Source organism: Parvibaculum sp. (assembly GCF_049671045.1).
Lineage (GTDB): Bacteria > Pseudomonadota > Alphaproteobacteria > Parvibaculales > Parvibaculaceae > Parvibaculum.
This window is the reverse complement of sequence record NZ_JBATUH010000030.1, coordinates 1-25403: the sequence shown is the minus strand read 5'-3', so window position 1 is coordinate 25403 and position 25403 is coordinate 1. Positions and strand designations below refer to the sequence as shown.

Genomic DNA, 25403 nt, shown 5'->3' with positions numbered 1-25403 from the left:
GCCATTGCCGATGCCGAAGCCGCTGCCGCCCGACCCGCCGCGCCCGGCGCCCGAAGCCCGCGCCGCGACACCGGCGGCAAGGTTGGCATTGGAATTGGCGTTCGCATTGGCGATGGCGGACGCGCTGAGATTGACGCCTGTATTCACCGTGACGTTCACGTTATTGGTGTTCGTATTGATGTTGGTATTCGTGTTCGTATTGGTGTTCGTGTTCTTGTTGTAGTTCTTGTTGTAATTCTCGTTGTGATTCTTGTTGATGACGGTGCCGCCGCCGCGCCCACCGCCATGATGCCCGCCGCCACCATCATCGCAGCCGCAATCCTCGGGCGGCGGAGGCGGAGGCGGCGTCTCGCAGCCCCCGCCGCAAGCCTGCGCCGGCGCAGCACCCGTGAGCCCGTAGAAGCCGACGCTCATGACGAAGGCCAGTGCGACCGTCGCGAAGAAGGGGGTCGATTGTTTCATCCTTGCACTCCTGGCCCGCAAGGGCACGTTCTCATGCGCCGTTCGGGCGCGCATGCCCCATGAATGCGAAAGCCATGCCGCAACGACACCGCCTCGGCGGGTTGCAGCCGCATACGGACGAAACGGCAAGAGCGAGAACGCACTAACCCCTTGAAGCAGGGATCATTTCCAAAAATCCTCCGCCGCTCCCTCCTATGCCCTCGACCGAAACCCGCCAAGGCATGGCACGCTTTCTGCTGTGTAGCCCGTGTCGGCTGATTGCCGGGCGGAAGCTGTATCGCAGCGGAACGCAAGGCCCTCGGAAGGACAGATCACAAGGCCGACCCAAAACGGGACGGCCGGCTTCGATTGAGTTAGCATTCTCGCAAGGGGGCAATCCCTGCGGCTCGTGCCGCCAGGGATGAGGGGGAGACCCCGCCGGGCGAGAAACCGCGCGGCAGGGGACGAAGAGAATGAAGCACAAGACCATTCAGGCGCTGTTCGACTACTGGAACACCATTCGCGCGGGTCGTCCCGCTCCTTTGCGCAGCGAGATCGAGCCGGGCGCGATCAGGCGCGTGCTGCCCCATGTCTTCATCCTCGAGCGGCAGAGCGGCGACGCCTTCGCCTTCCGCCTCGCGGGTACCGGCCTTTGCAGCGTCTATGGCATGGAGTTTCGCGGCCACAACATCCTCTCCATGTGGCAGGACGATTGTCATGAAAGCCTGAGAGACGCGCTCCATGCCGTCACGCGTAATGCAAGCGCGGCCATCGTCGAATATACCGCCACCACCAACGACCACCGCGAGGCGACTTTCGAGATGATCCTGCTGCCGCTCGCGCAGGACAATGGCGCCATCACCCGCATCCTTGGCGCCGCGGTGCCAGTCGATCAGTTCGCATGGATCGGCGAGCGCCTCTTCGCCCGGCAGTGGATCGACCGCATGCAGATCGTCGATCCGGAACGTATGCCCCGCCGCGAGCGCGCCATCGAAACCGCCCGCCGCATCGTGCGCGAAAAGCCGCCGGTGATTGCGACCCCCATCGGGAATTTCACGCATCAGCGCCCGCCGCTGCGGGGCGAGCGGACCTATCTGCGCCTGGTCAAGGCGGCCCAGACGGGCGACGAGCGCAAATAGAACCGGGAAGCCGGAAACGAAAAAGGCCGGCGACGGGGAAGCCCATCGCCGGCCTTCTTCATTCGTGCGGGTCGAGGCGGCTCAGGCGGCCGCGCTGCCCCGGCGATCTTCCGCGATCGTCACATTCTCGGGCGCAAGCATGGCGCGGCCGAGAAGGTCGTCCGAAATCTTCTCCGCGATCATGATGGTCGGCGCGTTGGTGTTGCCGCCGACAAGCGTCGGCATCACCGAGGCGTCGACGACGCGCAGGCCCTCGATGCCGTGGACACGGCACTTGGCATCGACGACGGCCATCGGATCGTTGCCCATCTTGGCCGTGCCGACCGGGTGATAGATCGTCTCCGCCGTCTCGCGAATCCAGGCGTCGATCTCCTCATCGCTCTGCTTGTCCGCACCCGGCCAGAACTCCGGCCCGCGATAGGGGTCCATCGCCCGCTGCGCGAGAATGTTGCGCACCATGCGCACGCCGTCGCGCATCACGCGGCGGTCGGTCTCGGCGGCGAGATAGTTCGGCTGAATGAGCGCATGATCGGCCGGATCGGTCGACTTGATCGACACATAGCCGCGGCTCTCCGGGCGAAGCTGGCAGACATGGACGGTGAAGCCGTGCCGGTCGGACTTGAGGCGCGCATGATCGCGCATCATCGCCGCCACGAAGTGGAGCTGAATGTCCGGGATTTCGAGTTCCGGCCGCGTCTTGAGGAAAGCGCCCGATTCCAGGCCGTTCGATGTCGCAAGGCCGCTCTTGAAGAAGGTGTACTGCATGCCCGTCAGAATCTGGCGGAACGGGTTCATCTGGCTGTGCAGCGTGATGGGCTGCTTGCACTCCGCGATGACCGTGCAGTCGAGATGGTCCTGAAGGTTCTGGCCGACGCCCGGCAGATTGGCCACGACATCGATGCCGAACTTCTGCAGCGTGTCGGCCGCGCCGATGCCGGAGAGCATCAGCACCTGCGGCGTGTTGACCGCGCCGCCCGACAGGATGACCTCGCGGGCGGCCTTCACCGTCTTGCGCTGCCCGTCCTGGACATATTCGACGCCGACAGCCTTCTTGCCGTCGAACAGGATGCGCGAGGTGAGCGCCTTGACCTCGACCTTGAGGTTCGGCCGCTTGAGCGCGGGCACGAGATAGCCGACGGCGGCGCTGCAGCGCTTGCCGTCCTTGATGGTCAGCTGATAGGGGCCGACGCCTTCCTGCTGCGGGCCGTTGAAGTCATCCGTATAAGGATGCCCGGCCTGCTTTCCAGCCTCGACAAAGGCATCGAAGAGCACATTGGTCTTGCGCGCGTTGCTGACGCCGAGCGGGCCGTCGCCGCCATGGAAGGCGCTGTCGCCGTTCTCATTGCCTTCGGCGCGGCGGAAATAGGGAAGAACGTCGGCGAAGCCCCAGCCTTCGAGGCCGAGCTGGCGCCAGAGATCGTAATCGCGCGCATGGCCGCGAATATAGATCATGCCGTTGATGGAGGACGAGCCGCCAAGCACCTTGCCGCGCGGCCAGAAGAGCTTGCGGTTGTTCAGATGCGGCTGGCCTTCGGTGTAATAGTACCAGTTGACCAGTTCGGTGCCGATGAGCTTGCCGACGCCGGCGGGCATGTGAATGAGGAAGTTCGAGTCCTTCGCGCCGGCCTCGAGCAGCAGAACCTTGTTCTGCGGATCCTCGGAAAGACGATTCGCAAGGACGCAGCCCGCGCTGCCCGCTCCGATGATGATATAGTCGAAATCACTCATGATGTTTCCCGGCTGCTTCCTGATTGTTCGAGCCGTCGAGGAGGCGTGTGTTGGCGCTCATCCGTTCCAAGACATCCGCCTGGCGCCCGCCTTGCCCTCGATGGTCTGATTTTCGGTGAATAGTCAGCAATCATGAAAGCTGACGCAAGCGTCAATTTTGCCCGAAGCCGCCAAATCGAGGCAATCTCAAGAAAATCTGCCCCCAATCCGGCGCCTGCGATAAATTTTCGTTAACCCTGCGCCCCTATTCTTCATAATCGCAATCGCCCTATTTCACCATTGGCGCGGAAGGCTGAGCGAAGAAGATCATGAGCGACCAACACGAACGTCGGCGCTATCCGCGCGTTCCGGTGAGTGTGAAAGGGCGTTTCCTTGCACCCGACGGAGCCGAGCATGCCTGCTCGATCCGCGACATGTCGCTTGCGGGCATCGCGCTCATTTCCGAGGTCGAGGTGCCGCTGGGCTCGCACCTCATCATCTATCTCGACGATTTCGGCCGATTCGAAGGCCCGGTCGTCCGTCACTTCGACGACGGCTTCGCCATCGAGACGGCCCTGACCGGCCCGCGCCGCGACCGCGTGGCCGAACGCCTCGCCCTCTACGCCAAGGGCGGCGAAAAGGCCGCCGCCGAACGCCGCCGCATCTTCCCGCGCTACGCGCCGCAGGACGCCGGGATCGAGGAAGGTTCCGTCCTCACCCTGAGCGACGGGCGCACGGCGCCCTGCCGCATCGTCGACATGTCGCTCGGCGGCGCCAACGTCGCAACCGAGCTTCGCGCCCCCATTGGCATGAGCGTCTCGATCGGGCGCATGAACGGCCGCATCGTCCGGCACACGGTCGAGGGCATCGCGATCGAATTCACCGACATGCCCGAGCGTGTGAGCGCCATTTCCCGCCCCTTCGGCTGACACTGAATTCCGCACCGTCTAGACTGCGATTCGAAACGCAAGCCAGACCGGAGCGGGCCATGGGCGACCAGATACTGAAATACGAACTGCGCGGGAATGTTGCCGTCCTCACCATGGATGACGGCCGCGCCAATGCGCTCGGCCATCCGATGATTGACGCGATCAGCGCCGCGCTCGACCGCGCGGAAAAGGAAGCCAGCGCCGTCCTCCTGCTCGGGCGCGAAAACCGCTTCTGCGCGGGTTTCGACCTCAAGGTCATGGCCTCCGGCCGGGAGCATGTGACGCCGCTGGTGACGGCCGGCGCGAACCTGCTCCTCAAGCTCTATACGCACCCCCTTCCCATCGTCATGGGCTGCACGGGCCATGCGCTTGCCGCAGGCGGCCTCCTGCTTCTGTCGGCGGATCTTCGCATCGGCGCCGAGGGCGATTTCAAGATCGGCCTGCCGGAAGTCGCGATCCACATGACCTTGCCGATCTTCGGCATCGAGCTTGCGCGCGACCGCCTCGCCCGCAACCACTTCACGACGGCGGTGACGCAGGCGCGGGTCTACAATCCCGTCGAGGCCGTGCAGGTCGGCTATCTCGACCAGACGGCCCCTGCCGGCACGCTGGCCGAGACCGCCTTCGCGCGCGCCAGCGAGCTCGCCGGCCTCCCCCAGCCGGCTTTCCGTAACACCAAGCGCAAGGAGCGAGCGGCGACGGTGAAGCTCATCCGGGATACGCTCGGCGACGATTCGCGGACCTTCGATGGGGCTGCCGGTTGACGAAGAGCCGGGTTTTCTGGTTCATCGCGGACCTTGGAGTTCACGAGGCGCTGGGGGGCGACAGATGGATATCCGGAGGATTGAAATGCGGTTTCCGAGACTCACACGGATGAAGGCTCTCCCCCTCGCCCTGTTTCTGGCCTTGGGCCTCGCGGCGATGCCCGGCACGGCCAGGGCCGATTGCAGCCAGACGAGCACCAACGGCATTATCGGCGGGCTCGGCGGCGCCGTGGTGGGCGGCCTTCTCGGCTCCACCATCGGCGGCGGCTCCGGCAAGACGCTGGCGACCATCGGCGGCGCGCTGGCGGGCGGCCTCATCGGCAACAACCTCGCCACCCAGCTCTCCTGCCAGGACCAGACCTATCTGGGCAACAGCACCGTTCGCAGCCTCGATTCCGGCCAGCCCGTGAGCTGGCGCAATCCCGACTCGGGCACCTATGGCGACGTGAAGCCGGTTCGCAGCTACAACTCGAACAATGGCCAGTACTGCCGCGAATTCCAGCAGACGATCTATGTCGGCGGAAAGCAGGAGCGCGGCTACGGCACGGCCTGCCAGCAGCCCGATGGAAGCTGGAAGATCGTCAGCTGACGCCTTAGCGCCTCACACCCCGCTCGCGGTCCCGCGACGCCTGAAAAATTTTTCGGCGTCGCGGTCCCCTGCCGCTCCGCCGCTTTTCGTCCGCTCAAGGATGGATGTGCCGGGCGCGTGCCTGCAATCCCTTGATTCGAATTGCGGAATTTCGAAGCCGGCAGCGCGGCGGCGCCCTTCGATAAACTTCGCTGAAAATTTGAATCAAAAGGTCGTCGTATTTTCGTAAAATCCACGCGACCGGCTTAAGCGCGAGAAAATCCCTCCCTGCCAATCTTTCCCCCGCAGCACGCAAGCATTGCTGCGACAGGATTGTGGGCGGTGGAAGTGAGACGGTTTTTCTTGCTCGCGGCGGCGGCGGGCGCGGCCCTCTGGCTGGCGGGATGCCAGTCGACGGGCAGCATCGGGCATTCGGGAAGCACGCGCCTTGGCGGCGCAGCGAAGACGGCTGCCCCCCATATGCCCACGGGCCCGCAGGTCAGCCCGCCCTATGGCTATGTCGCCTTCTGCCTGCGCAACAGCGCCGATTGCGAAGGGGGCACCGACGCCCCGCGCGAGGCCGAGCTCACGCCCGCGCGCTGGACGGAGCTCAACGACATCAATGACGACGTGAACCGCAAGGTCAGGCAGATCGAGGACAGCGAGAATTACGGCGCCGTCGAATACTGGGCCTATCCCAATTCGCGCGGCGGCGACTGCGAGGATTTCGCTCTCCTCAAGCGCAGAAAGCTCATCGAGCGCGGCTGGCCGGCCGAGAGCCTGTTGCTGACCGTCGTGCGCGAACGCAATGGCGACGGCCATGCCGTTCTGACGGTCGCCACCGACAAGGGCGATTACATTCTCGACAACAAGATCCGGACGATCCTCGCCTGGAACGAGGCCCCCTACAAATGGGTGAAGCGCCAGTCGGCGCGCCGCCCCTATATCTGGGTCACACTCGATCCGTCGCGCTTCGAGGTCGCGGCGCGGGAACGCGTGCCGCCGCTCGGCTCGCCGCTGCCCTATGCCACCGCGAAACCCGTTGGCGGCAATCAGGCGCTGAAAACCGCAAACCCGCTGCGGCCGAGCCTCGCCGATGAAAGCGGCGCGCCCGCCTCACCGCATGGCGGAAAGAAACCGGCGCCGACGCCGCCGAGCGCATAGAAGGCGGTCATCGCCGCCAGTTACCCCCGACCGGGTTCTCCCCCCGAGCCCGGTCCTGTCGAGGCCGGTCCTGCCGCTCCCCACACGGCAGGACCGGTATTCGACTTTCTGCCCTCAGCGGCCCTTCCACTGCGGCTTGCGCTTCTCGGCGAAGGCGCGCGGACCCTCGATCAGGTCCTCGCTGCGGAAGAGCGCCGAAACGGCGGGATACTTGCCTGTGACGGCGGCCTGAAGGTTCGCCTCATCGAGACCCTGATAGACGGACTCCTTCGACGCGCGGATCGACATGGGCGAGCACTCCATGATGAGCCCGGCCCAGCGCTTCGCTGCCGCCAGAAGTTCCGTCTGCGGAACAACCTCGTTGACGAAGCCGAGTTCCTTGCCCTCCTTCGCCGGCACCTGCCGTCCGGTGAGGATCATGCCCATGGCCTGCTTGAGCGGGATCTGACGCGGGAGACGGTGAAGCCCGCCCGCCAGCGCCGCAAGGCCGACCTTCGGCTCAGGCAGCGCAAAGACGGCATTTTCCGAGGCGATGATGAGGTCGCAGGCAAGCGCGATCTCGAAGCCCCCGCCCATGGCGACGCCGTTCACCGCCGCGATGACCGGCTTGTTGAGATCGTAGCGCGCCGTCAGCCCGGCAAAGCCCGAGGGCGGAACCTCGATCTTGTTGCCTTCCGCCTGATATCTGAGGTCGTTTCCGGCGCTGAAGGCCCTGTCGCCCGCGCCCGTGATGATCGCCACCCAAAGCTCGGGATCGGCTGCGAAATCGTCGAAGATCTTCGCCAGTTCGAAATTCGCCGGCGGATGCAGCGCATTCATGCGCTCCGGGCGGTTTATGGTAACGACGAGCAGATGCCCGTCCCGCTCTGCCTTGCAATGCTCAGTGGTCATGCGCTTCCCCATTTTGTCGCCGGCCCGCGCACCGGACGCACGAGCCACTGTTCGCGGGCGACTCTGCCCGCTCGGGCGGGAGGCGGCAAGCATCGCGCTGTTGACGTCGCGTTAACGAGAACGTCTTATTGGTCAAGGCGAAAAAGTGTCCCACACTGGGCTGTGCCGATTCGCGTCGGCGTATAGAGCCGGACGATGAAGCAAGTTCATGGATGGCAATGGCTGGACCTGAAAAGTATTCCAGTGCTGGAGCAGCAAGGACCACGCCGGGCGGCGAACGCTGGCTCCTGAAATATGCAGACCGCATATATGGACCCTACACCTTCGAAGCGATGAGGAGCTACATCGCCGAGGGCCGCGTCATCGCGCAAAGCGTGATCGCCCCCGAGGGCGCGGCTCCCGGCGCCGAAGACTGGCAACACGCAGCTTCCATCCCTGTCTTCGCGGAAATCTTCGCGGAGATGCAGTCTCCCGCTCCTGCTTCCGACGCCTCCTCCGCCGCGCCCGCCAGCGCGCAACCCGCGACCAGCGAGGCAACCGACGCCGCGCGGCCGCAGAGCCGCCCCGCCTATGGCTCCGCCAAGGGACAGATCGACCGCCGCCGCCAGCCGGAGACATCGAATTTCATCGTCGTCATGGACATCAAGGCGCGCTATGCGGGCGCGCTCGAGCAGGCGATCATGTCGCTCGGGCCGGCCTACAAGCTCGCGCCGAATGTCTGGTGCGTGAACACCAACGGCACGGCGGCCGGACTGCTGAACGATCTCAGCCAGCATATCGGCAAGACCGACAGCATGTTCATCGTCGATGCGACGCGCGACCGCACGGCCTGGTGCAATTTCGGCCCCGAGACGGACGCGAAGATCCGCCGCGTGTGGCGCCGTCCCTTCTGACATTGCGCGCGAGCCCCGCTGCGAGGGTGACGGCGTCCCGAAAAGGGTGATAGGCTTCGCGCCATGGGCTACGGGTCTTCGGAGATGCTTCTGAAGGCCTTTTTTGTTTCAAACGAACCGCGCGCGGGGCTGCCTCTTGCAATGCGCAGCAAGGCCGGCTCCCAGGCGCAGAAAGGCATTGTCCCGTGGCAGCAGGCAACGGAGATACCGTCCGGGTGCATTACACCGGCACGCTGAGCGATGGCTCGGTTTTCGACTCGAGCGCCGACGGCGACCCGATCGAATTCGTCATTGGCGGCGCGGCGGTCATTCCCGGTTTCGAGCATGCGGTCGTCGGAATGGAAATCGGCCAATCCAAGACCTTCACCATCCCGAGCGCCGAAGCCTATGGCGAGCGCGATCCGCGCCTGGCGCAGGATGTTCCCCGCTCGCAGCTTCCTCCGGAGCTTGAACTCTTTCTCGGCATGAGGCTGACGGCGAGCAACGGCGATGGCCGCGAAATCGCGCTGGTGGTAACGAGCCTCACCGACGAGATGGCCCGGCTCGATGCCAATCACCCGCTTGCGGGCGAGGACCTGACCTTCGCGATCGAGCTTGTCGGCATCAACTGACCGGCGCTCCCGGCGCCTAGCCGCGCGGGTTCGGCAGTGGAAGCCGGACCCCGCGCCGCTTCGCCGCCATGAAATCCTTTGACATCACGGTCCTGGCGTTGGCGTCCTGCACATCGACGATCGTGGCACGCAAGGGAGGCCGCTCCGCCGCCACCCGCTCCGTGTCCGTCATATCGTCCGGCGCGCGGCGGGAAAGCCCCGCAAGCTCGCGCATGATCGACGATGCGTCGCGCCAGTGAACGATCATCGGGGCGCCAAGCGCGCTCACATCGGCGCATTTCTCGGGCGTCGACTCGCCGCGATTGCACAGAACCGTCTCCCGGACGATCTCGAACTGAAATCGCGCCCGGCGCTCGAACTCGTGAAAGAGCCCACCCTTCCGCGCCGCTTCCGCCAGCGGCATGAAGGACGCGCAATCCGTCTGCTGACGGTCGAGAAGCTCGTGCATCACCTCATCGGGCACGGCCTCGCCTTCCGATGACGCGGCGCAGACCCGCCACAGAATATCGGCCGAGGCGTGATCGTAGAGCTGAACGAGGCCCTGGCTGCGCTCATCGAGCGAGGCATAGATGCGCGCGACGTCGCGCGGCGACCAGAGTCTGTATTCATCGACGAAACGCACGATGCCGACTTTCTCCTGCGGGCCGGGCGCGGCGAGAAAGCGGCTCGGCGCAGGAGCGGTCACACCCTGCTTCATGAAGGAATATTCGCGCGCCTCATCGAGGCTCGCCCTGCCGTCGGCGCGCGCCGGCATGAACAGGAACTGCACGCCGAGCGGCCGCTCCTCCATGCGGAAAAAGGCGACCCCTTCCGCCGAGCCTCCGAGCCTGAGCGTGCCCTGAACGCCCTTCTCCGTCCGCTCGCCATTCAGCGCATAGCTCCTGCCGCCAGGCACGCTCAGCCGCCCGACGACGCGCGCGCCCGTCTCCTGAAGGCTGAGCGTCATGCCTGCTGCCGTCGCAATGCCGTTGAAATTGCCGCTGAGGCTCGCGGCCATGGCGCCGCGCGCGCCCGCAAGCAGGATGAAGGCGGCAATGAGACCCGCAAGAAGGAGCGCGAGCCGCAGGGCGTCAGCCGGCTCGCCGCGCATGGCCACGCGCCGGTCAACACGACCCGCCTTGAACGGCAGCAGCGCAACCAACCTCATCGCCCTATGATCACCCCACCCCCGCCTTCACCGGAAAGGCTCGAACGCCCGCGCTCACCTGCCCGTGAAATTGGGCTCGCGCTTCTCCACGAATGCCTTCATGCCTTCCTTCACGTCTTCCGTCCGCATCAGCGGCAGAAGCTGAAGGAAGACATGATGCACATGTTCCGGGAAAGGTTCGTTAAGACCCATGCGCATCATGCGCTTCGCGGCCTGGACGGCGAGCGGCGCATTCGCCGCGATCTCGCGAGCAAGCGCGCGGGCGCGCGGCATCAGTTCCTCATCGGCCACGACTTCCGAGGCGAGCCCCCACTCGACGCTCTCCTCGGCATTGAGCGTGCGCCCGGTGAAGATGAGCTTCGCTGCCTTCTCCCAGCCTATGAGGCGCGGCAGAAACCATGTGCCGCCCGATTCCGGCAGGAGCCCGCGCTTGCAGAAGGCGGCGGCGAGCTTGGCCGATTTCGCCATCAGGCGGATGTCGCAACCAAGCGCCGTGTCCATGCCGTAGCCGGCCGCGCCGCCATTGAGCGCGCAGATGGTCGGCTTTTCCATTTCGTGGAGCACGGTCGGCGGCGTGTTTCTGAGATCGAGCGTCGTCGAGGTGACGCCGCCGCTCAGAAGGCCCGAGCCCTGCGCCTGCGCGCGCAGATCGAGCCCGGCGCAGAAGGCGCGGCCGGCGCCGGTGAGGATCACGACCCGCACATCCTTGTCCGCATTGGCCTCGATGAGGCGCGCGGTGAGCTGATCGAGCATGGGGCCGGAAATCGTGTTCATGCGCTCCGGCGCATTGAGCGTGATGGTCGCGATATGCTCCGACACCTCATAGAGCACTTCCTGCGGCCGCGCCGCGGCTTTCTCTGCGTTGCTCATGGCTTTCACCCCTGTTCGTTGTTTTTTGTTCAACCGATTGGCGTCATTTCGCGCGCATAACGCTTCCAGTTCTGGACATAGTGGTCCGCCGAAAGCCTGAGCGCCGCCGCCTGCTCATCCGTCAGTGTCCTGATGACCCTGCCGGGCGCGCCCAGGACCATCGAATTGTCCGGGATCTCCTTGCCTTCGGCGATCAGCGTGTTGGCGCCGATCAGGCAGTTCTTCCCGATCCTCGTATTGTTGAGGATGATACTGCCGATGCCGATGAGGCTGCCATCGCCGATGGTGCAACCATGAAGCATGACCATGTGGCCGATCGTGACATTGGCGCCGATCGTCAGGGCTGAGCCCGGATCGGTGTGGAGAACGGAGCCGTCCTGCACGTTCGAGTTCTCGCCCACGGTAATCAGCTCGTTGTCGCCGCGAAGCACCGCGCCGAACCAGACGCTCGCATTGCGTTCGAGCCTGACATTGCCCATGACCTGCGCATTGGGCGCGACCCAGTAGTCGCCCTCCGCCGGCAGTTGGGGCCTGACGCCGCCCAGAGCATAAATCGCCATGCGTTTTTACCTCGATCCTGTTGGTTCATCTTGCCGCGGACTATGCCACGCGGCGGGCGCGGAGACGAGACTGCGTGGCGGACGCAGCGGAAGGTTGCGCCCGGCCCCGCTATATCCGAAGCTTGGCCCCGGTCCGAAGGCTGGGAGCGCTATGGCATGAGGCTTTTTCTCGACATCCTGATCTTCATTCTGCTGGTGCCGGTGCTCTTCGTGCTGGCCTATCAGAACGGGGTTCTCGACGGCTATGTCTCCGACGACCTCATCCCGGCCGACCCTTTCATCAAGGCCGAGCTCGCCCAGACGACGAGCGGATCGGACCTGAGCCGGCGTATCGACAAGGCGCTCGACGAGGGCGCCTTCGACGATGCGGTCATGTATGCCGACATCGCCGACTACATGGGCACGACCATCGAAGCGGGCACGGCGGCGCGGCTCGCCCGCGAAAAGGCGCCCGGCCGCACGGCGCTGCGCAACACAGGCAGCTTCTTTGAAGGCTTCGTCACCGGCGAGGGCAACGATACCGCATCCTTCATGGGCGCGATCACCTCCGACCTCACCGTCATCGGCGATGTGCGCGACATCGGGGTCGAAGGCGCGAAGCTCGTCAATGGCGAGGAATATTCCCAGCTCGTGCTCGGGCTCTCCGTCGTCGGCCTCACCGCAACGGCCGCGACGGTGGCGACCGGCGGCAGCGCCATCCCGGCCCGTATCGGCGTTTCGCTGCTCAAGATCGCGCGGAAGGCCGGAACGCTGACCGCGCGCTTCACACGCGACCTCGGGCGGCTCGTCTCTGAAGCGGTGAACTTCGAAAAGCTCCGCGGCACGCTGAGGACCGTCGACCTCACCGACAGCGCCGCGACGCGCCACGCCATCGCAGACTATGCGAACGGCGTCTCCATGGCGAAGCTTTCGCCGGTGCTCGGCAATGTCGCCGCGCTCGAAAAGACTGTCGGCCCGGCCGAGACGGTGCGTCTCATGAAGTTCGTGGAGACGACCGACGACCTCGCCAACGTAACGAAGATGAGCGGCAAGCTCGGCACCAAGACACGCGGTATCGTCGAACTCACCGGCAAGACCAGCCTGCGCGCCTTCAAGACGGTCGCGAACCTGATCCTCTGGGCGCTCGGCTGGGGCTGGGCGCTGGCCGCGGCGGTGGGCGCCGCGTTCCTCGGCTCGCTTCGGCGCCGGTTCCGGGCTCGAAGCGTCAGCTCGCGAGGATGATGCTGAGCAGAAAGACACCGGACAGGAAGCTCCACATCATCGCGATCAGGGCGGAAAGCAGGAGCCACGCCGGAGGGCGATGTTCGAAAACCTGAGCGCGCAGCGCGTTGCGCAGAATGACGTTGGGACCGGCGAATACGAGGGTCACCACCCCGCCGATCTGACCAAAGACGCTGTCGGACCAGACCTGGAAGCTCGGCGGCTTGCGCGTGACCAGACGGTAGAAGCTACCCGTCAGGCCCGCCGCGACGAAGCCCGTAGCCACTGAAAAGAAGAACGCCCACCAATCTGACATCGATAGCCCCATGCAAACCTTGTCGCGCCACGCCACTCGAATCTGCACAGATGAATGCGCGCCGAATGCCGCCATGCGTTCCCTCCGAACGCCATGCCGCCAAATTCGCAAGGCCCGTACCAGCATTGCCGGGCTCGGTCCGGGCAAAGAATTTTTCATATATTTCAAGCTATTAGAGAAGCATCCGGCAGGGCGTAGGAGGCGCGCCCCGCAGCCCTCGTGCCGGATTGCGCCGCCCTTCTGTGCCAGCGCGAAACATCGGCGGGGGCCTGATCGCGGCGCCCCTGATTGCGGCGCCCGGGCGCGCCGTTAAGATGCATCCGAAACGGGGAGCGGAGTGAGAGCGATTGGCACGGCAGAAGCAATCCGGCGGCGAACTCGTCCATGAACGTCCGGCCTGGATTCTTCCGGCCCTGGTCGCGTTCGCGGTCCTGACCCTGTCCTCGGTCTTCCTCTATTATTATTTTGGCCCCACGCCCGCGGAAATCCTCGGCCGCGATCCGCGCGCGAGCGCGCTCACCCGGCGCATCGAGGCGGTCGTCGGCGGCACGCGCTTTCTCATTCCGGAAAATTACACGCGCTATCCCGCGCAGCGCACCGGCGGGGCGCAATCCGAAATCTCGATGCACGCGCTCCTGCCGGATTTCGCGCCCTATACGCCGGAGCGCGATCGGGAATTCGCCGACAATTCGGCGGAGTCAGCGACGCTCTACTTCACGGTCCACGGCGCGAAGAACCTGCTTCCGGCCGAACGCCGGCTGAAGGAAATCTACTCGAAATATCTCGTCTCGGAGAAACCCGGGAAGGACGCGACGGGGCTCGAGAAGTTCAGCTTCCGGCAGGATACGGGCTACCGGGATCGGGACCTGCTCGTTGGCGAGGATAGCGACGGGCGCATCGTGCTTCTCATCTGCGAGCGGCAGACGGCGCTCAATGCCAGCCCGAACTGCACGCGCACTCTTCTGCTCTCGCAGAACCTCGCCCTCACCTATCGCTACAAGCGCGCGCATCTGGCGCAGTGGCAGCGGACCGACGAGCTGATGATCCGGCTCGTGGCCTCGTTCGAGGCGCCGGGCCTGCCCAGCGACCTCGAGGGCACGATCACCGATTGACGATCAATCCGGGAGATCGATGTCGAGGATCGCCATCTGGAAGGCGTAGGAAACCTCGCCGTCTTCTTCATCGCGGAAAATGACGCCGATGAATTCATCGCCGATGCTCACTTCGGCGGAGTCGTCCTTTTGCGGCCGCTTCGTGACCGTGATCGAAGGAAGACGGAACTTCTCACGCAGATAGGCTTCGATGCGCTTGATTTCGTTCTTGTCCAAGTCCGTCTCCAATCCTCGTTTCCTGCGCCGGCGAGCCCGTCCGGGCGCGCCCCGCATAGCGAGGTTTTAACCGCTCGCGCGCTCGCGCGCAAACCATGATCGGGCCCGCCGAGGCGCGGAAGCGGAAGCGAACGCGATCGCCGCCCCGTCCGGCTTCTGCGTCGCTTCGTCCGATTGGATGAAGCGCGCGCCCGTGCCATGTTTCAGCCACGCAGGAACATTTCGAGGAAACGCGGATGCCGCGTCGCTCGTTCAAATGGCTGACGCTTTTCACGATCCTGCTCACGGCGAGCGCGATCTTCGCGCTGCTCCATGGCTCGCCCGCACACGGCACGGGGCCGAACGCCCCCGCCATAGCGGCGACGTTCGCCCATCACCGCTAGGCGCGGCCTAGCGCGTCGTGTAACCGCCGTCGACGACGAGTTCGGCGCCGGTGATGAAGGACGACTCGTCCGATGCGAGAAACAGCACCGTATTGGCGATCTCGTCCGCGACGCCGAGCCTGCCGATGGGATGCAGCATGGTCAGGAACTGGATCATCTCGTTGCCGCTGACGGGCATGCCCGACATGCCTCTGTCGACGACGCCGCGCACCATCGGTGTGTCGATATAGCCGGGATGCACCGAATTGACGCGGATGCGATAGCCGGCTTCCGCACATTCGAGAGCGGCCGCCTTGCTAAGAAGCCTCACGCCGCCCTTCGCCGCGTTGTAGTCGCTGGCATTGGCGGAGCCGACAAGGCCGAGGATCGAGGAAATATTGATGATGGAGCCCGATCCGCCCTTAGCCGTGGTCTTCTTGATCGTGCGAATGCCGTGCTTGCAGCCGAGAAACACACTGTCGAGATCGACGGCGATCGTATGGCGCCACTGTTCGAGCGTCTTGTCCTCGATGGGCCCGCCTTCCGGCGCGATGCCGGCATTGTTGACGAGGATGTTGAGCCCGCCGAAACGGTCCTCGGCAAGTTTCGTCACCTGCTCCCACTGCCCCTCATCGACGACATCGTGCCGCATGAAGATCGCCTCGCCGCCGAGGCGCTGGATCTCGGCCGCGACCGCCTCGCCGCCCGCTTCGTCGAGATCGCTGCAAACGACCTTCGCGCCCTCGCGCGCCAGCGCCTTCGCGCTCGCCGCGCCTATCCCCTTGGCCGCGCCCGTGACGATCGCGACCTTTCCCTGAACCCGTCCCATAGAAGTCTCCGCTTATCGTTTTGCGGGCATTCTGACCGCACTCGCCAATTCCGCAAAGAAGGAAAGCGGCGCCGGGCCATGCTATAGAGCCTGCGACCATTCCAACCTTCAGGGAAAGCCAATGGCCGTTGCCTATCTGCTTCGCTACAAGACCTCGCAACCCTCGGACATTCTGACGCAGCTTCGCGCCTACAAGGAACGCGAGCTCGACCGTTCGCCCCGCCAGGGCTTCCGTCTGGCCCGCCTGCTCACGGCCGCTGACGGCAAGAGCGTCGCATTCTATAGTGAGTGGGACGATGCGGACGCGCTCGAGGATATGCGCGACTCCGTGCCGTGGGAGGCGTGCATCGACCTTGTCGACGTTCACGCCGACGGAAGTGAAGAAACGGTGTTCGAGATCGACTGACGCAACAACCCGCGAGATTTCATGCCCGCGCAAGATTATCCGTCCTCCTACTATGTCGCGACCGCCAAGGGCGTTCCGGCGCTCGGTTCCCTGAACGGCGACGAAACGGCGGATGTCTGCATCATAGGCGCGGGCTTCACGGGCCTTTCCGCCGCGCTCCACCTTGCCGAACGGGGATATTCCGTCACCGTGATCGAGGCGGAGCGCGTCGGCTGGGGCGCGTCGGGCCGCAATGGCGGGCAGCTCGGCTCGGGCCATCGCAAGGACCAGCGGACGCTGGAGGAAAAGCTCGGGCTCGAATGGGCTCATCGTCTCTGGTCCCTCGCCGCCGACGGCCTTGCGACCGTGAAGGATCTCGTCGCCCGCTACGACATCGACTGCGACCTCAAGCCGGGCGTGCTTCACGCCGGCTGGAAACACGGCGAAGCCGCCTGGTTTCGGGATGAGGTCGACCATATGGCCCGCGAATATGGCTACCATATGCTTCGCTTCGTGCCGCGCGAGGAAATGCGCGAGATGGTCGACACCGAGCGCTATCACGCGGGCATGCTCGACATGGGCGGCGCCCATCTTCATCCGCTGAATTTCTGTCTGGGACTTGCGCGCGCCGCGCTGGCGAAAGGCGTGCGGATCTACGAGCACACTCCCGCGCTCGACATTTCGCGCACCGACCCCGCCCGCGTGCGGACCGCGAAGGGCACGGTGACGGCCCGGCATGTCATCCTCGCCTGCAACGCCTATCTGGGTTCGCTCGCGCCGGAAATCGCCGGCCGCATCATGCCGGTCAACAACTTCATCGTCGCAACGGAACCGCTTGGCGAAGCACGGGCGCGCTCCCTCATCCGCGACGATGTCGGCGTGCAGGACACGAAATTCGTCATCGACTACTACCGGCTCTCGGCGGACGGGCGAATGCTTTTCGGCGGCGGCGAGAATTATTCCGGGCGCCTCCCTTCCAACATCTCCGCCTTCGTGCGAAAGCCGATGCTCCGCGTCTTCCCGCAAATGGCCGATGTCCGCATCGATTATGCCTGGAGCGGCACGCTCGCCATCACCATGCCGCGCATTCCCGATTTCGGTCGCCTCGCGCCGAATATTCTTTACGCGCAGGGTTTTTCAGGCCAGGGCCTCAACATTGCGACGCTCGCGGGCAAGCTCATGGCGGAAGCAGTCGCCGGACAGGCCGAGCGCTTCGACTGGATGGCTGATATCAAGGTGCCGAACTTCCCCGGCGGAACGCTGCTGCGCTATCCGGGGCTCATCGCAGGCGTGCTCTGGTACACGCTGAAGGACCGCCTGCCCTGACACGGCCGGACGACGGAGAGCGCGTGCGGCCCGTTCTCATGCCGTCACTCCGGACTTGATCCGGGGTCCGCTCTATCAGCGCGGGAGGCGATGACCCTCAGATCCCCGCGCCGCTCCCGCCCTCGTCGATGATGTGATCCATCTCATGGCTCGGCTTGTCGCAACCCGCGCAGCCGACGATCTTGGCGGGCACGCCGACAGCCGTGCAATGGGGCGGCACGTCATGCAGAACCACGCTGCCCGCGCCGATGCGGCTGTATTCGCCGATCTGGATATTGCCGAGAACCTTCGCGCCCACGCTGATGAGTACGCCGCGATGGACCTTGGGATGCCTGTCGCCGGACTCCTTGCCCGTGCCGCCCAGCGTCACGGCATGAAGCATCGACACGTCGTCACCCACCACGGCCGTCTCGCCGATGACGATGCCGGTCGCATGGTCAATGAAGACGCCGCGCCCGATCTTCGCCGCCGGATGAATATCGACCGCGAAGAGATCGGAAATCCGGTTCTGCAGATAAAGCGCCATCGGGCGGCGTCCGTTCGTCCACAGCCAATGCGCGATGCGATAGGCCTGCAGCGCGTGATAGCCCTTGAAGAAGAGCAGCGGCTGCACATAGGAGTGGCATGCCGGGTCGCGCTCGTAATAGGCGACGATATCGACCCGCGCCGCCTCGCCGATTTCCGGCGCCGACTTCAGCACATCGTCGAAAATCTCGCGAAGCTGCATGGCGCGTACTTCGACGTTTCCGAGCTTCTGCGCCAGATGATAGGCGAGCGAGGAATTGAAATGCCGATGATTGAGCACCGTCACATGGAGAAAGCTCGCAAGGGCGGGCTCGCTCTGCGCCATTTCCTGCGCTTCCGTCCGCATCCGGTCCCATACGGGATCGTAAACGGCGAGTGCATCCGCGGCATTCCGCTCGACGGGCTGTGACATGCGGCGTTCCTTACTGGCCTCGCCCGGTTCGGGCGGGCCCCTTTCTTACGCGACAGACCGGTAAATTAGCACACGGATTCCGGTAAGGTATAGTTTCAACTGCGACGCGGGACCCGGCCGGCGTCTCGGCTCCGGCCCGGTTTCGCGCAGGCGATGCGACTCGGTCCGCGCGGCGCATGCCGATGATATGGCCCGGCACCGCCGGAATGTAAGGGAAATTCGTCCATGCCTTTTGCGAAAATCGGCGACATAGACCTCTATTACGAGCGTAGCGGGCAAGGGCCGATGCTGCTCTTCATCTCCGGAACGGGCGGCGATCTGAGGCTCAAGCCCAATGTCTTCGACGGCCCGCTGCCCAAACATTTCGACACGCTCGCCTATGACCAGCGCGGTCTTGGCCGGTCCTCGAAGCCCGACCGACCCTATTCGATGGTCGAATATGCCGAAGACGCCGCGCGATTGGTGGAGAAGATCGGCTGGGGCTCGGCCCTCGTCATCGGCGTTTCATTCGGCGGTATGGTCGCGCAGGAACTCGCCATCAACCATCCCCATATGGTCGAGGGGCTCGTGCTCGCCTGCACGACGCCGGGCGGCGCGGGTGGCTCGTCCTACCCATTCCACACCATTGAGCATCTGAAGGGCGAAGAGCGCGCGCGCCACATGATCCCGATTTCGGATCGCCGCCACAATGCGACCTGGGCCGCCGCCCATCCCGAACAATATTCGAAAATGGTCGAGCTCGCCGCCGCCGATCCGTATGCGGATGAACCCGGCATGGCGGCCGGGCGCCATCGCCAGATCGAGGCGCGCGCCAGGCACGACACATGGGACCGCCTCGACCAGATCCGCTGCCCCACCCTTGTCTGCGCCGGGCGCTATGACGGCATCGCCCCGCCCGAAATCGTGGGCGCCATGGCGAACCGCATCCGCGGCGCGGAACTGCGCCTCTTCGAGGGCGGCCATCTCTTCATGCTTCAGGACCGCGAGGCATTCCCCGCCATGATCCGATTTCTCAAGGGTGAGGAATGACGCGCGGAGAACGCGCTGGCGCCGGCGGCCGGACATGTTTAATGTGAAGCATTAAACCATGAGCGAGTGCGAGAGGAGAGCCGATGGGCCGAAAAATTCTTTTCATCACGACCGACCAGATGCGTTTCGACGCCATCGGCGCGAACGGGCAGAAGGTCGCCCGAACGCCGACGATCGACGCCCTCGCCGCCAACGGCATCAACTATACCCGCGCGCATAATCAGAACGTCGTCTGCATGCCGGCGCGCTCGACCATGATTACCGGCCAATACGTCTCGACCCATGGCGTCTGGATGAACGGCGTGCCGCTGCCCGCGGATGCGCCGAGCGTCGCGCAATATCTGCACGAAAAAGCCGGCTATCGCACGGCGCTTTTCGGCAAGGCTCATTTCGAGCCCATGCTCGATCTCAATCTCCAGTTCTATGAAAACCGCATGGCGCGCGTCGGCGAATATGGCCCTCATCGCGGCTTCGAGCATATGGAGCTTGCCTCGCACTCGCCGCTCATCCTTCACTACAATGAATGGTTGCGGAAGGTCGATCCCGACGCCATCGGCAAGTTCTATCGCAATCTCGATGACAAGTTTCAGGTGAACGCCGCCGGCGGCGGAGAGAGCGGGGGCTGCCAGCTTCACTATAACGACATCGCCCGCGAGCATTACCACACCGACTGGGTGGCGGATCGCACCATTGCCTGGCTCGACGGGCTCGGCGCCGAGGATGACTGGTTCTGCTGGGTTTCATTCCCCGATCCGCACCACCCCTGGGACCCGCCCAAATCGGAACTCGGCCGCCATCCGTGGCGCTCGACGCCGATGCCGGACTTCTATCCGGGCTCGAAGGAGAAGATCGAAGCGATCCTGCGCGGCAAGCCGCGCCACTGGATGGAGTGGTACACGGGCGAGCGCGTGACCAATTTCGAGGCGCCGCCCGCCTTCCGCGCCAAGGACATGACCGCCGATCAGGTGCGCGAGATCAACGCCTTCACTCATGTCGAGAACGAACTGATCGACGAGGCCATCGCCAAGATCATGGCCGCGATCGAAAGGCGCGGCTGGGGCGACGATGTCGATGTGATCTTCACCACCGACCACGGCGAATTCCAGGGCGAGTTCGGCCTGCTCTTCAAGGGTCCCTACCATGTGGACGCGCTGATGCGCCTGCCGATGATCTGGCGCCCCGCAAAGTCGGCGGGCGTGGCGCAGGCAAGCGTCGCCGCGCCCGTGGGCCAGGTCGATCTCGCGCCGACCTTCTGCGAGATCGCGGGGCTCCCCGCCGCCGAATGGATGCAGGGCAAGCCCCTGCCCCAAAGCGATGCGGAAGGCGAGCGCCAGAAGCGCGAGCGCGTCTTCACCGAATGGGACTGCACCCATGTCGATGGCACGACGGTGGGGCTGCGCACCATCTATCGCGACGGCTACACCATCACCGCCTATCTGCCGGGTACGATATATGACGGAACGGAGGGCGAGCTTTACGATCACAAGAACGATCCGCAGCAGTGGCACAACCTCTGGGACGACCCCGCCTATGCCGCGCTTCGTTCCGACCTCCTCGCCGATCTGAGGGACAATCTTCCGCCAGTGCGCAATCCGCGACTGGAATGCGTCGCGCCCGTATAGGGCTTCTGCTATTCATGTTCCGCCATGTCCCGCCGCGAGGCGAGGCATGGCGGAAACGCAATGAACGAGCAGGTGCCTCATGTCCTCCCCCACGCCCCGCATGATCGCGAAGAAGGACGGCGCGATCGGCTGGATGATCTTCAACAATCCCGAGCGGCTGAACGCCGTCAGCCTCGACATGTGGGAGGCCGTACCTTCGATCATCGCCGGGTTCGAGGCCGATCCCGAGATCCGCGTCATCGTGCTCAAGGGCGCAGGCGACAAGGCCTTTGTCGCCGGGGCGGACATTTCGCAATTCGGCGAAACGCGATCGAGCGCCGCGGGCGTGCAGACCTATGAGGACGCGACCACCATCGCCTTCGAGACGATCGCCCGCGCCGATCGTCCGACCATCGCCATGATCGACGGCTATTGCATCGGCGGCGGGCTCGGCATCGCGCTTTCCTGCGATCTGCGCTTCGCGGCGGAAGGCTCGACCTTCGGCATCCCGGCGGCGAAGCTCGGCCTCGCCTATGGCGCTTCGGGCACGCGCCGCCTCGTCGACGTGGTCGGCCCCGCCTTCGCCAAGGAAATCTTCTTCACCGCGCGCCGCTTCACCTGCGACGAGGCGCTCGCCATGGGCCTCATCAATCGCGTCTTCGCGCGCGAGGAGCTTGAAGCCCGGACGCGCGACACCTGCGCCATCATCACGGAGAACGCCCCGCTCACCGTCTTGACCGCAAAGCGCATCGTGGATGAAGTCTGCAAGGCGCCCGAGAATTTCGACACGCGCTATTGCGACCAGCTCATCGCCCGCTGCTTTGCGAGCGAGGATTACGCCGAAGGCCGCGCCGCCTTCATGGAAAAGCGCAAACCCCGCTTCAAGGGAAAATAATCTCCGCGCCGCCCGGCCGGGCGAAATCGAGGCCCGGGCGGAACGGGAGCAATCAGAACAAACAGGGAGAAACGACATGGCCGGAAGGCTGGAAGGCAAGGTTGCGATCATCACCGGCGGCACAAGCGGCATCGGCCGCGGCACGGTCGATCTGTTTCTGAAGGAGGGCGCGAAGGTCGTCGCGGCGGATCTTCAGGATCACAAGGGCGAGGCGATGGAACGCGAGCTTGGAAAGAATTTTTCCTATTGCCGCACCAACGTGTCGCAGGAAGCGGAGGTGAAGAACCTCGTCGAGCACACCATCGCGAAATTCGGCAAGCTCGATGTCATGTTCAACAATGCCGGCTATGGCGGCGTCGGCGGCGAGCTTCAGGACATCGACATGAACGGTTTCGACGAAACCGTCGGCGTACTGCTGAAGGGCGTGGTGCTCGGCTACAAATATGCCGTGCCGCACATGAAGGCGCAGAACTCTGGCAGCATCATTTCGACGGCCTCCGTCGCCGGTCTTCAGGCGGGCTTCGGCCCCCTCGTCTATTCCGCCTGCAAGGCGGCGGTGCATCACTTCTCGCGCTGCGCGGCGATGGAGCTTGCGCCCTATTTCGTCCGCTCGAACGCGATCTGCCCCGGCGGCATCGCCACCTCGATCTTCGGCGCCGGTCTTGGCCTCGGCACGCAGGTCGCCGACCAGTTCGCGGAATACATGAAGCCGCATCTGGCCAAGATCCAGCCGACACCGCGCGCGGGCGTCCCCAACGACATTGCCGAGACGGCGCTCTTCCTTGCGAGCGATGCGTCCTCCTTCGTCACCGGACAGGCGATCGCCGTCGATGGCGGCCTCACCGCGGGCCCCATGGCCTCGCTCGGCAAGCGCATCGACTTCGAGAAGGTAATCGGCGACTTCATGGCCGCCCTTCCGGGCGACCAGAAGCCCTCCTGATCGCGCTCCGCAAGGATTTGGAAACCATCCCTGCCTAGGCTTCTTTCCGGAGCATGATGCTCCGGGAAGAGCCAATGTCCAACACGCCCGAAAAACCCGCACTGGCCGGACGGAGCCGCGACCGGCGCCTCTTTCGCCGCATCGGAACGCGGATCGAGGGGCGTATCGTCTTCGCCGGCGTCGATACGGAATGCATCGTGCACGAAATGTCGGCGACGGGCGCGCTGATCGAGTGTCTGCCGCTCCCCGCCCTCGGCGCCGATGTCGCGCTCGACGTACCCGAGGTCGGCTTCGCCCGCGGCACCGCCGTCCGCCATGACGGCGACCTCGTCTGCATCGAGCTTGCGACAAGTCCCGAGAAGCAGAACCGCCTCACCGACAAGCTCATCCTCGCCGCCTTTCGCAACCCGCCCGACGAATAGTCGCGCGCGGCCCATGGCGTAATGCGCCGGAGCGGTTAAACTCCCCGCAAAGCTACACGGGGAGACATCATGGCACTCAAGGATAAGGTTTCGATCGTCACCGGCTCGGCAACGGGCCTCGGCGCCGCCGTCGCGATCAAGCTCGCCGAGCGCGGCAGCCGCGTCGTCGTCAACTACACCAAGAGCGAGAAGGAAGCGAAGGAGACGCTCGCGGCCGTCAGGGCGAAAGGCGTCGATGCCATTCTCGCCCAGGGCGATGTGAGCAATGACGAGGATTGCCGCCGCATCGCCAAGGCCGCCATCGATCAGTGGGGGCGGATCGACGTGCTCGTCAACAATGCGGGCACGACCCAGTTCGCAAACCATGCCGACCTCGAGGCGCTGAACGCGGACGACTTCCTCGCCATCTACCGGGTCAATGTCGTCGGCGCCTATCAGATGATCCGCGCCTGCGCGCCGCACATGAAGGCCGCGGGCAAGGGATCGGTCGTCAATATCTCGTCGATCGCGGGCGTCACGGGCATCGGCTCATCCGTCGCCTATGCCGCCTCCAAGGGCGCGCTCAACACGATGACGCTTTCGCTTGCCCGTTCGCTCGCGCCCGAAATCCGCGTCAATGCGGTCTGCCCCGGCTTCATCGGCACGCGATGGTTCTCGGACCGCTTCGGCGAGGAGCAGTTTCAGAAGATCAGGAAGCAGCAGGAAGCATCGACGCCGCTTGCCCGCGCGGGCACGCCCGAGGACATCGCCACATCAGTCGTGTTCTTCGCGGGCGAAGGCTCCGATCACATCACTGGCGAAACGCTGATCACCGATGCCGGAATGCATCTCGGCTTCGCGCCGCTCGTGGCGCGCTGATTACTCGGTGAGGAACCTCAGCACCGCGTCCTTGTAGGCGCGGTCGCCGACGGTCTTCATATGGTCGCGCTTCGGCACCACGACGGCCCGCGCATTGCGGATGCGCGCGGCCAGTGGTTCCGGCGCGCCCGCCGCCTCGTCCGTCTCGCCCGCCACGATCAGAACCGGGCTGACGATGTCGGCCAGCATCTCCTCGGGGAAATCCTCGCGCACCGCGGCGAAGCAGGCGGCGAGTGCGACGCGGTCCTGCCCGTTCTGGTCGGCGAAATCGCGAAAGAGCCTGGCGGCGGGATCGGCGATGGCGGACGGGTCTCCGGCGAGCAGCGCCTCGACGACATCCCGCGAGCCCTTGCCCTTGTCGAGCAGGCGCTCGCCGACGCCCGCCGCAATCACACGGTCGAAACGGTCGGGATAAGTCGCCGCCGCGACGAGCGACACCATCCCGCCCATCGAATAGCCCATGAGATCGACGCCCGGCTCGCCCAGATGATCGAGCAGCGCGACGACATCGTCCGCCATCGCATCGAGCGAATAGGCCGCCCGGTCATGCGGCTTGTCGCTCGCGCCATGGCCGCGCCCGTCGAACATGATGACGCGGTGGCCTGCGTCGATCAGCGTCCGCGACCAGCTCGTCGCGATCCAGTTGACCTTATGCGTCGAGGCGAAGCCATGCACGAGAAGGATCGGCGTGCCCTCGCCCTCGATGCGATAGGCAAGCGTCAGGCCATCGGATTCGAAATACTGCACGGATCGTCCTCCTCCGGGTTCGCGGCGAGTTTAACATCTTTCGCAGGGTGGCAAGGACAGGCGCATCCGGCTAGGATTTCGGAAATAGCGGGAGGAAGGAAATGACGGCTTCATCTCTCAAGCGCCAGGTCTGCGATGCGATCGACGCCATGGCCCCGATGCTCATCGATGTGAGCCATGCGATCCATGCAAATCCCGAGCTTGCCTTCCACGAGGTCGAGGCGGCGCGGCTGCTGACGGCGCGTCTGGAGAGCGCGGGCCTGCCGGTCACGCGCGGGGCTTTCGGCCTGCCCACGGCCTATGCCTCCGCCTTCGGCCCCGCGGGCACGCCGGAAGTGGCGATCCTTTCGGAATATGACGCGCTGCCCGGCATCGGGCATGCCTGCGGCCACAACATCATCGCGACGACGGGGCTCGGCGCGGCACTGGCGCTCGGCGCGCTCGGCGATGCGCTTCCCGGCCGTGTGCGCTATCTCGGCACGCCGGCGGAGGAGCGCGGTGGCGGCAAGGAACTGATGGCCCGGCAGGGCGCCTTTGAAGGCGT

At 64.9% G+C, this 25403-nt stretch carries 29 protein-coding genes and 1 pseudogene; 19 read left to right on the top strand and 11 right to left on the bottom strand.

The genetic code is table 11. From position 1 onward, the window contains the following. Positions 1-462 (bottom strand): annotated as a pseudogene (locus WBG82_RS04070) (hypothetical protein); the annotation flags it as partial. A 452-nt stretch (positions 463-914) separates the two neighbouring features. Here WBG82_RS04070 and WBG82_RS04065 point away from each other — a divergent pair. Then, the gene (locus tag WBG82_RS04065; protein WP_424421716.1) at positions 915-1580 is read left to right on the top strand and encodes a PAS domain-containing protein; all 666 of its coding nucleotides are present in this window, start codon (positions 915-917) and stop codon (positions 1578-1580) included. An 81-nt stretch (positions 1581-1661) separates the two neighbouring features. On the opposite strand, the gene WBG82_RS04060 is transcribed toward WBG82_RS04065, so the two are convergent. Then, positions 1662-3308 (bottom strand): choline dehydrogenase, encoded by a 1647-nt coding sequence (locus tag WBG82_RS04060; RefSeq protein ID WP_424421713.1) that lies wholly within the window; start codon positions 3306-3308, stop codon positions 1662-1664. Positions 3309-3616: 308 nt separating this feature from the next. Between WBG82_RS04060 and WBG82_RS04055 the strand changes: the two genes are divergently transcribed. The 4 genes from WBG82_RS04055 to WBG82_RS04040 all read left to right on the top strand — a co-directional run bounded on the left by WBG82_RS04055 (position 3617) and on the right by WBG82_RS04040 (position 6712). Continuing rightward, positions 3617-4216 (top strand): PilZ domain-containing protein, encoded by a 600-nt coding sequence (locus WBG82_RS04055; RefSeq protein WP_424421710.1) that lies wholly within the window; start codon positions 3617-3619, stop codon positions 4214-4216. A gap of 59 nt (positions 4217-4275) precedes the next feature. Continuing rightward, positions 4276-4980 carry a crotonase/enoyl-CoA hydratase family protein gene (locus WBG82_RS04050; protein ID WP_424421708.1) on the top strand — a complete coding sequence of 235 codons (705 nt, stop codon included), beginning with the start codon at positions 4276-4278 and terminating at the stop codon, positions 4978-4980. An 85-nt stretch (positions 4981-5065) separates the two neighbouring features. Continuing rightward, on the top strand, positions 5066-5569 hold the full coding sequence (locus tag WBG82_RS04045; protein ID WP_424421705.1) for an RT0821/Lpp0805 family surface protein: 504 nt from the start codon (positions 5066-5068) through the stop codon (positions 5567-5569). Between the two features lie 327 nt (positions 5570-5896). Continuing rightward, entirely contained in the window at positions 5897-6712 is an 816-nt protein-coding gene (locus tag WBG82_RS04040; RefSeq protein WP_424421703.1) for a transglutaminase-like cysteine peptidase, read from the top strand. Between the two features lie 114 nt (positions 6713-6826). On the opposite strand, the gene WBG82_RS04035 is transcribed toward WBG82_RS04040, so the two are convergent. Beyond that, complete coding sequence (locus WBG82_RS04035; RefSeq protein ID WP_424421701.1) at positions 6827-7603, bottom strand: enoyl-CoA hydratase-related protein; 777 nt, start codon at positions 7601-7603, stop codon at positions 6827-6829. Positions 7604-7821: 218 nt separating this feature from the next. On the opposite strand from WBG82_RS04035, the gene WBG82_RS04030 reads away from it, so the two are divergent. Both WBG82_RS04030 and WBG82_RS04025 read left to right on the top strand, forming a co-directional pair. Continuing rightward, positions 7822-8496 (top strand): hypothetical protein, encoded by a 675-nt coding sequence (locus WBG82_RS04030; protein ID WP_424421699.1) that lies wholly within the window; start codon positions 7822-7824, stop codon positions 8494-8496. A 185-nt stretch (positions 8497-8681) separates the two neighbouring features. Then, positions 8682-9107 (top strand): FKBP-type peptidyl-prolyl cis-trans isomerase, encoded by a 426-nt coding sequence (locus WBG82_RS04025; RefSeq protein ID WP_424421696.1) that lies wholly within the window; start codon positions 8682-8684, stop codon positions 9105-9107. Between the two features lie 16 nt (positions 9108-9123). On the opposite strand, the gene WBG82_RS04020 is transcribed toward WBG82_RS04025, so the two are convergent. Genes WBG82_RS04020 through WBG82_RS04010 form a run of 3 tightly spaced genes read right to left on the bottom strand, consistent with a single transcriptional unit; the run spans position 9124 to position 11684 of the window. Continuing rightward, positions 9124-10254: a hypothetical protein gene (locus tag WBG82_RS04020; RefSeq protein ID WP_424421694.1), complete on the bottom strand. Its 1131-nt coding sequence runs from the start codon at positions 10252-10254 to the stop codon at positions 9124-9126. 54 nt (positions 10255-10308) lie between these two features. After that, a complete protein-coding gene (locus tag WBG82_RS04015) occupies positions 10309-11124 on the bottom strand; it encodes an enoyl-CoA hydratase/isomerase family protein (protein ID WP_424421691.1) in 816 nt (271 codons plus the stop codon). A gap of 29 nt (positions 11125-11153) precedes the next feature. Continuing rightward, positions 11154-11684: a gamma carbonic anhydrase family protein gene (locus WBG82_RS04010; protein ID WP_424421689.1), complete on the bottom strand. Its 531-nt coding sequence runs from the start codon at positions 11682-11684 to the stop codon at positions 11154-11156. Positions 11685-11840: 156 nt separating this feature from the next. On the opposite strand from WBG82_RS04010, the gene WBG82_RS04005 reads away from it, so the two are divergent. Continuing rightward, the gene (locus WBG82_RS04005; protein ID WP_424421686.1) at positions 11841-12905 is read left to right on the top strand and encodes a hypothetical protein; all 1065 of its coding nucleotides are present in this window, start codon (positions 11841-11843) and stop codon (positions 12903-12905) included. Here the strand turns inward: WBG82_RS04005 and WBG82_RS04000 are convergent. After that, positions 12889-13275: a DUF6949 family protein gene (locus WBG82_RS04000; protein WP_424421684.1), complete on the bottom strand. Its 387-nt coding sequence runs from the start codon at positions 13273-13275 to the stop codon at positions 12889-12891. The two genes, WBG82_RS04005 and WBG82_RS04000, sit on opposite strands and share 17 nt — an antisense overlap. Before the next feature lie 272 nt (positions 13276-13547). Between WBG82_RS04000 and WBG82_RS03995 the strand changes: the two genes are divergently transcribed. Further along, complete coding sequence (locus tag WBG82_RS03995; protein ID WP_424421681.1) at positions 13548-14312, top strand: hypothetical protein; 765 nt, start codon at positions 13548-13550, stop codon at positions 14310-14312. Between the two features lie 3 nt (positions 14313-14315). Here WBG82_RS03995 and WBG82_RS03990 read toward each other — a convergent pair whose 3' ends face one another. Beyond that, positions 14316-14528 carry a DUF3126 family protein gene (locus WBG82_RS03990; RefSeq protein WP_424421678.1) on the bottom strand — a complete coding sequence of 71 codons (213 nt, stop codon included), beginning with the start codon at positions 14526-14528 and terminating at the stop codon, positions 14316-14318. A gap of 236 nt (positions 14529-14764) precedes the next feature. Between WBG82_RS03990 and WBG82_RS03985 the strand changes: the two genes are divergently transcribed. Then, entirely contained in the window at positions 14765-14911 is a 147-nt protein-coding gene (locus tag WBG82_RS03985; protein WP_424421676.1) for a hypothetical protein, read from the top strand. A gap of 7 nt (positions 14912-14918) precedes the next feature. Here the strand turns inward: WBG82_RS03985 and WBG82_RS03980 are convergent, their stop codons facing one another. After that, a complete protein-coding gene (locus WBG82_RS03980; RefSeq protein WP_424421673.1) occupies positions 14919-15719 on the bottom strand; it encodes a glucose 1-dehydrogenase in 801 nt (266 codons plus the stop codon). Positions 15720-15840: 121 nt separating this feature from the next. Here WBG82_RS03980 and WBG82_RS03975 point away from each other — a divergent pair, with 121 nt between their 5' ends. Together WBG82_RS03975 and WBG82_RS03970 are read left to right on the top strand one after the other, a co-directional pair. After that, a complete protein-coding gene (locus WBG82_RS03975) occupies positions 15841-16125 on the top strand; it encodes a hypothetical protein (protein ID WP_424421671.1) in 285 nt (94 codons plus the stop codon). 21 nt (positions 16126-16146) lie between these two features. Next, positions 16147-17430 carry an NAD(P)/FAD-dependent oxidoreductase gene (locus WBG82_RS03970; RefSeq protein WP_424421670.1) on the top strand — a complete coding sequence of 428 codons (1284 nt, stop codon included), beginning with the start codon at positions 16147-16149 and terminating at the stop codon, positions 17428-17430. Between the two features lie 97 nt (positions 17431-17527). Here WBG82_RS03970 and cysE read toward each other — a convergent pair whose 3' ends face one another. Beyond that, positions 17528-18367, bottom strand: a complete 840-nt coding sequence (gene cysE, locus WBG82_RS03965) for a serine O-acetyltransferase (RefSeq protein WP_424421668.1) — start codon at positions 18365-18367, stop codon at positions 17528-17530. A gap of 225 nt (positions 18368-18592) precedes the next feature. On the opposite strand from cysE, the gene WBG82_RS03960 reads away from it, so the two are divergent. The 6 genes from WBG82_RS03960 to WBG82_RS03935 all read left to right on the top strand — a co-directional run bounded on the left by WBG82_RS03960 (position 18593) and on the right by WBG82_RS03935 (position 24112). Next, positions 18593-19396 carry an alpha/beta fold hydrolase gene (locus tag WBG82_RS03960; protein WP_424421665.1) on the top strand — a complete coding sequence of 268 codons (804 nt, stop codon included), beginning with the start codon at positions 18593-18595 and terminating at the stop codon, positions 19394-19396. Positions 19397-19479: 83 nt separating this feature from the next. Next, on the top strand, positions 19480-21018 hold the full coding sequence (locus WBG82_RS03955) for a sulfatase family protein (RefSeq protein WP_424421663.1): 1539 nt from the start codon (positions 19480-19482) through the stop codon (positions 21016-21018). A 79-nt stretch (positions 21019-21097) separates the two neighbouring features. Next, complete coding sequence (locus WBG82_RS03950) at positions 21098-21892, top strand: enoyl-CoA hydratase (RefSeq protein ID WP_424421661.1); 795 nt, start codon at positions 21098-21100, stop codon at positions 21890-21892. A 76-nt stretch (positions 21893-21968) separates the two neighbouring features. Further along, positions 21969-22832 (top strand): SDR family NAD(P)-dependent oxidoreductase, encoded by an 864-nt coding sequence (locus tag WBG82_RS03945; RefSeq protein WP_424421658.1) that lies wholly within the window; start codon positions 21969-21971, stop codon positions 22830-22832. Positions 22833-22906: 74 nt separating this feature from the next. Next, entirely contained in the window at positions 22907-23254 is a 348-nt protein-coding gene (locus tag WBG82_RS03940) for a PilZ domain-containing protein (protein ID WP_424421655.1), read from the top strand. Between the two features lie 69 nt (positions 23255-23323). Next, the gene (locus WBG82_RS03935) at positions 23324-24112 is read left to right on the top strand and encodes an SDR family NAD(P)-dependent oxidoreductase (protein WP_424421653.1); all 789 of its coding nucleotides are present in this window, start codon (positions 23324-23326) and stop codon (positions 24110-24112) included. Here the strand turns inward: WBG82_RS03935 and WBG82_RS03930 are convergent, their stop codons facing one another. Continuing rightward, complete coding sequence (locus tag WBG82_RS03930; protein WP_424421650.1) at positions 24113-24859, bottom strand: alpha/beta fold hydrolase; 747 nt, start codon at positions 24857-24859, stop codon at positions 24113-24115. It lies immediately after the preceding gene. A 101-nt stretch (positions 24860-24960) separates the two neighbouring features. Here WBG82_RS03930 and WBG82_RS03925 point away from each other — a divergent pair. Next, positions 24961-25403: M20/M25/M40 family metallo-hydrolase (locus tag WBG82_RS03925; protein ID WP_424421647.1), on the top strand; the 443-nt coding region annotated here is incomplete at its 3' end.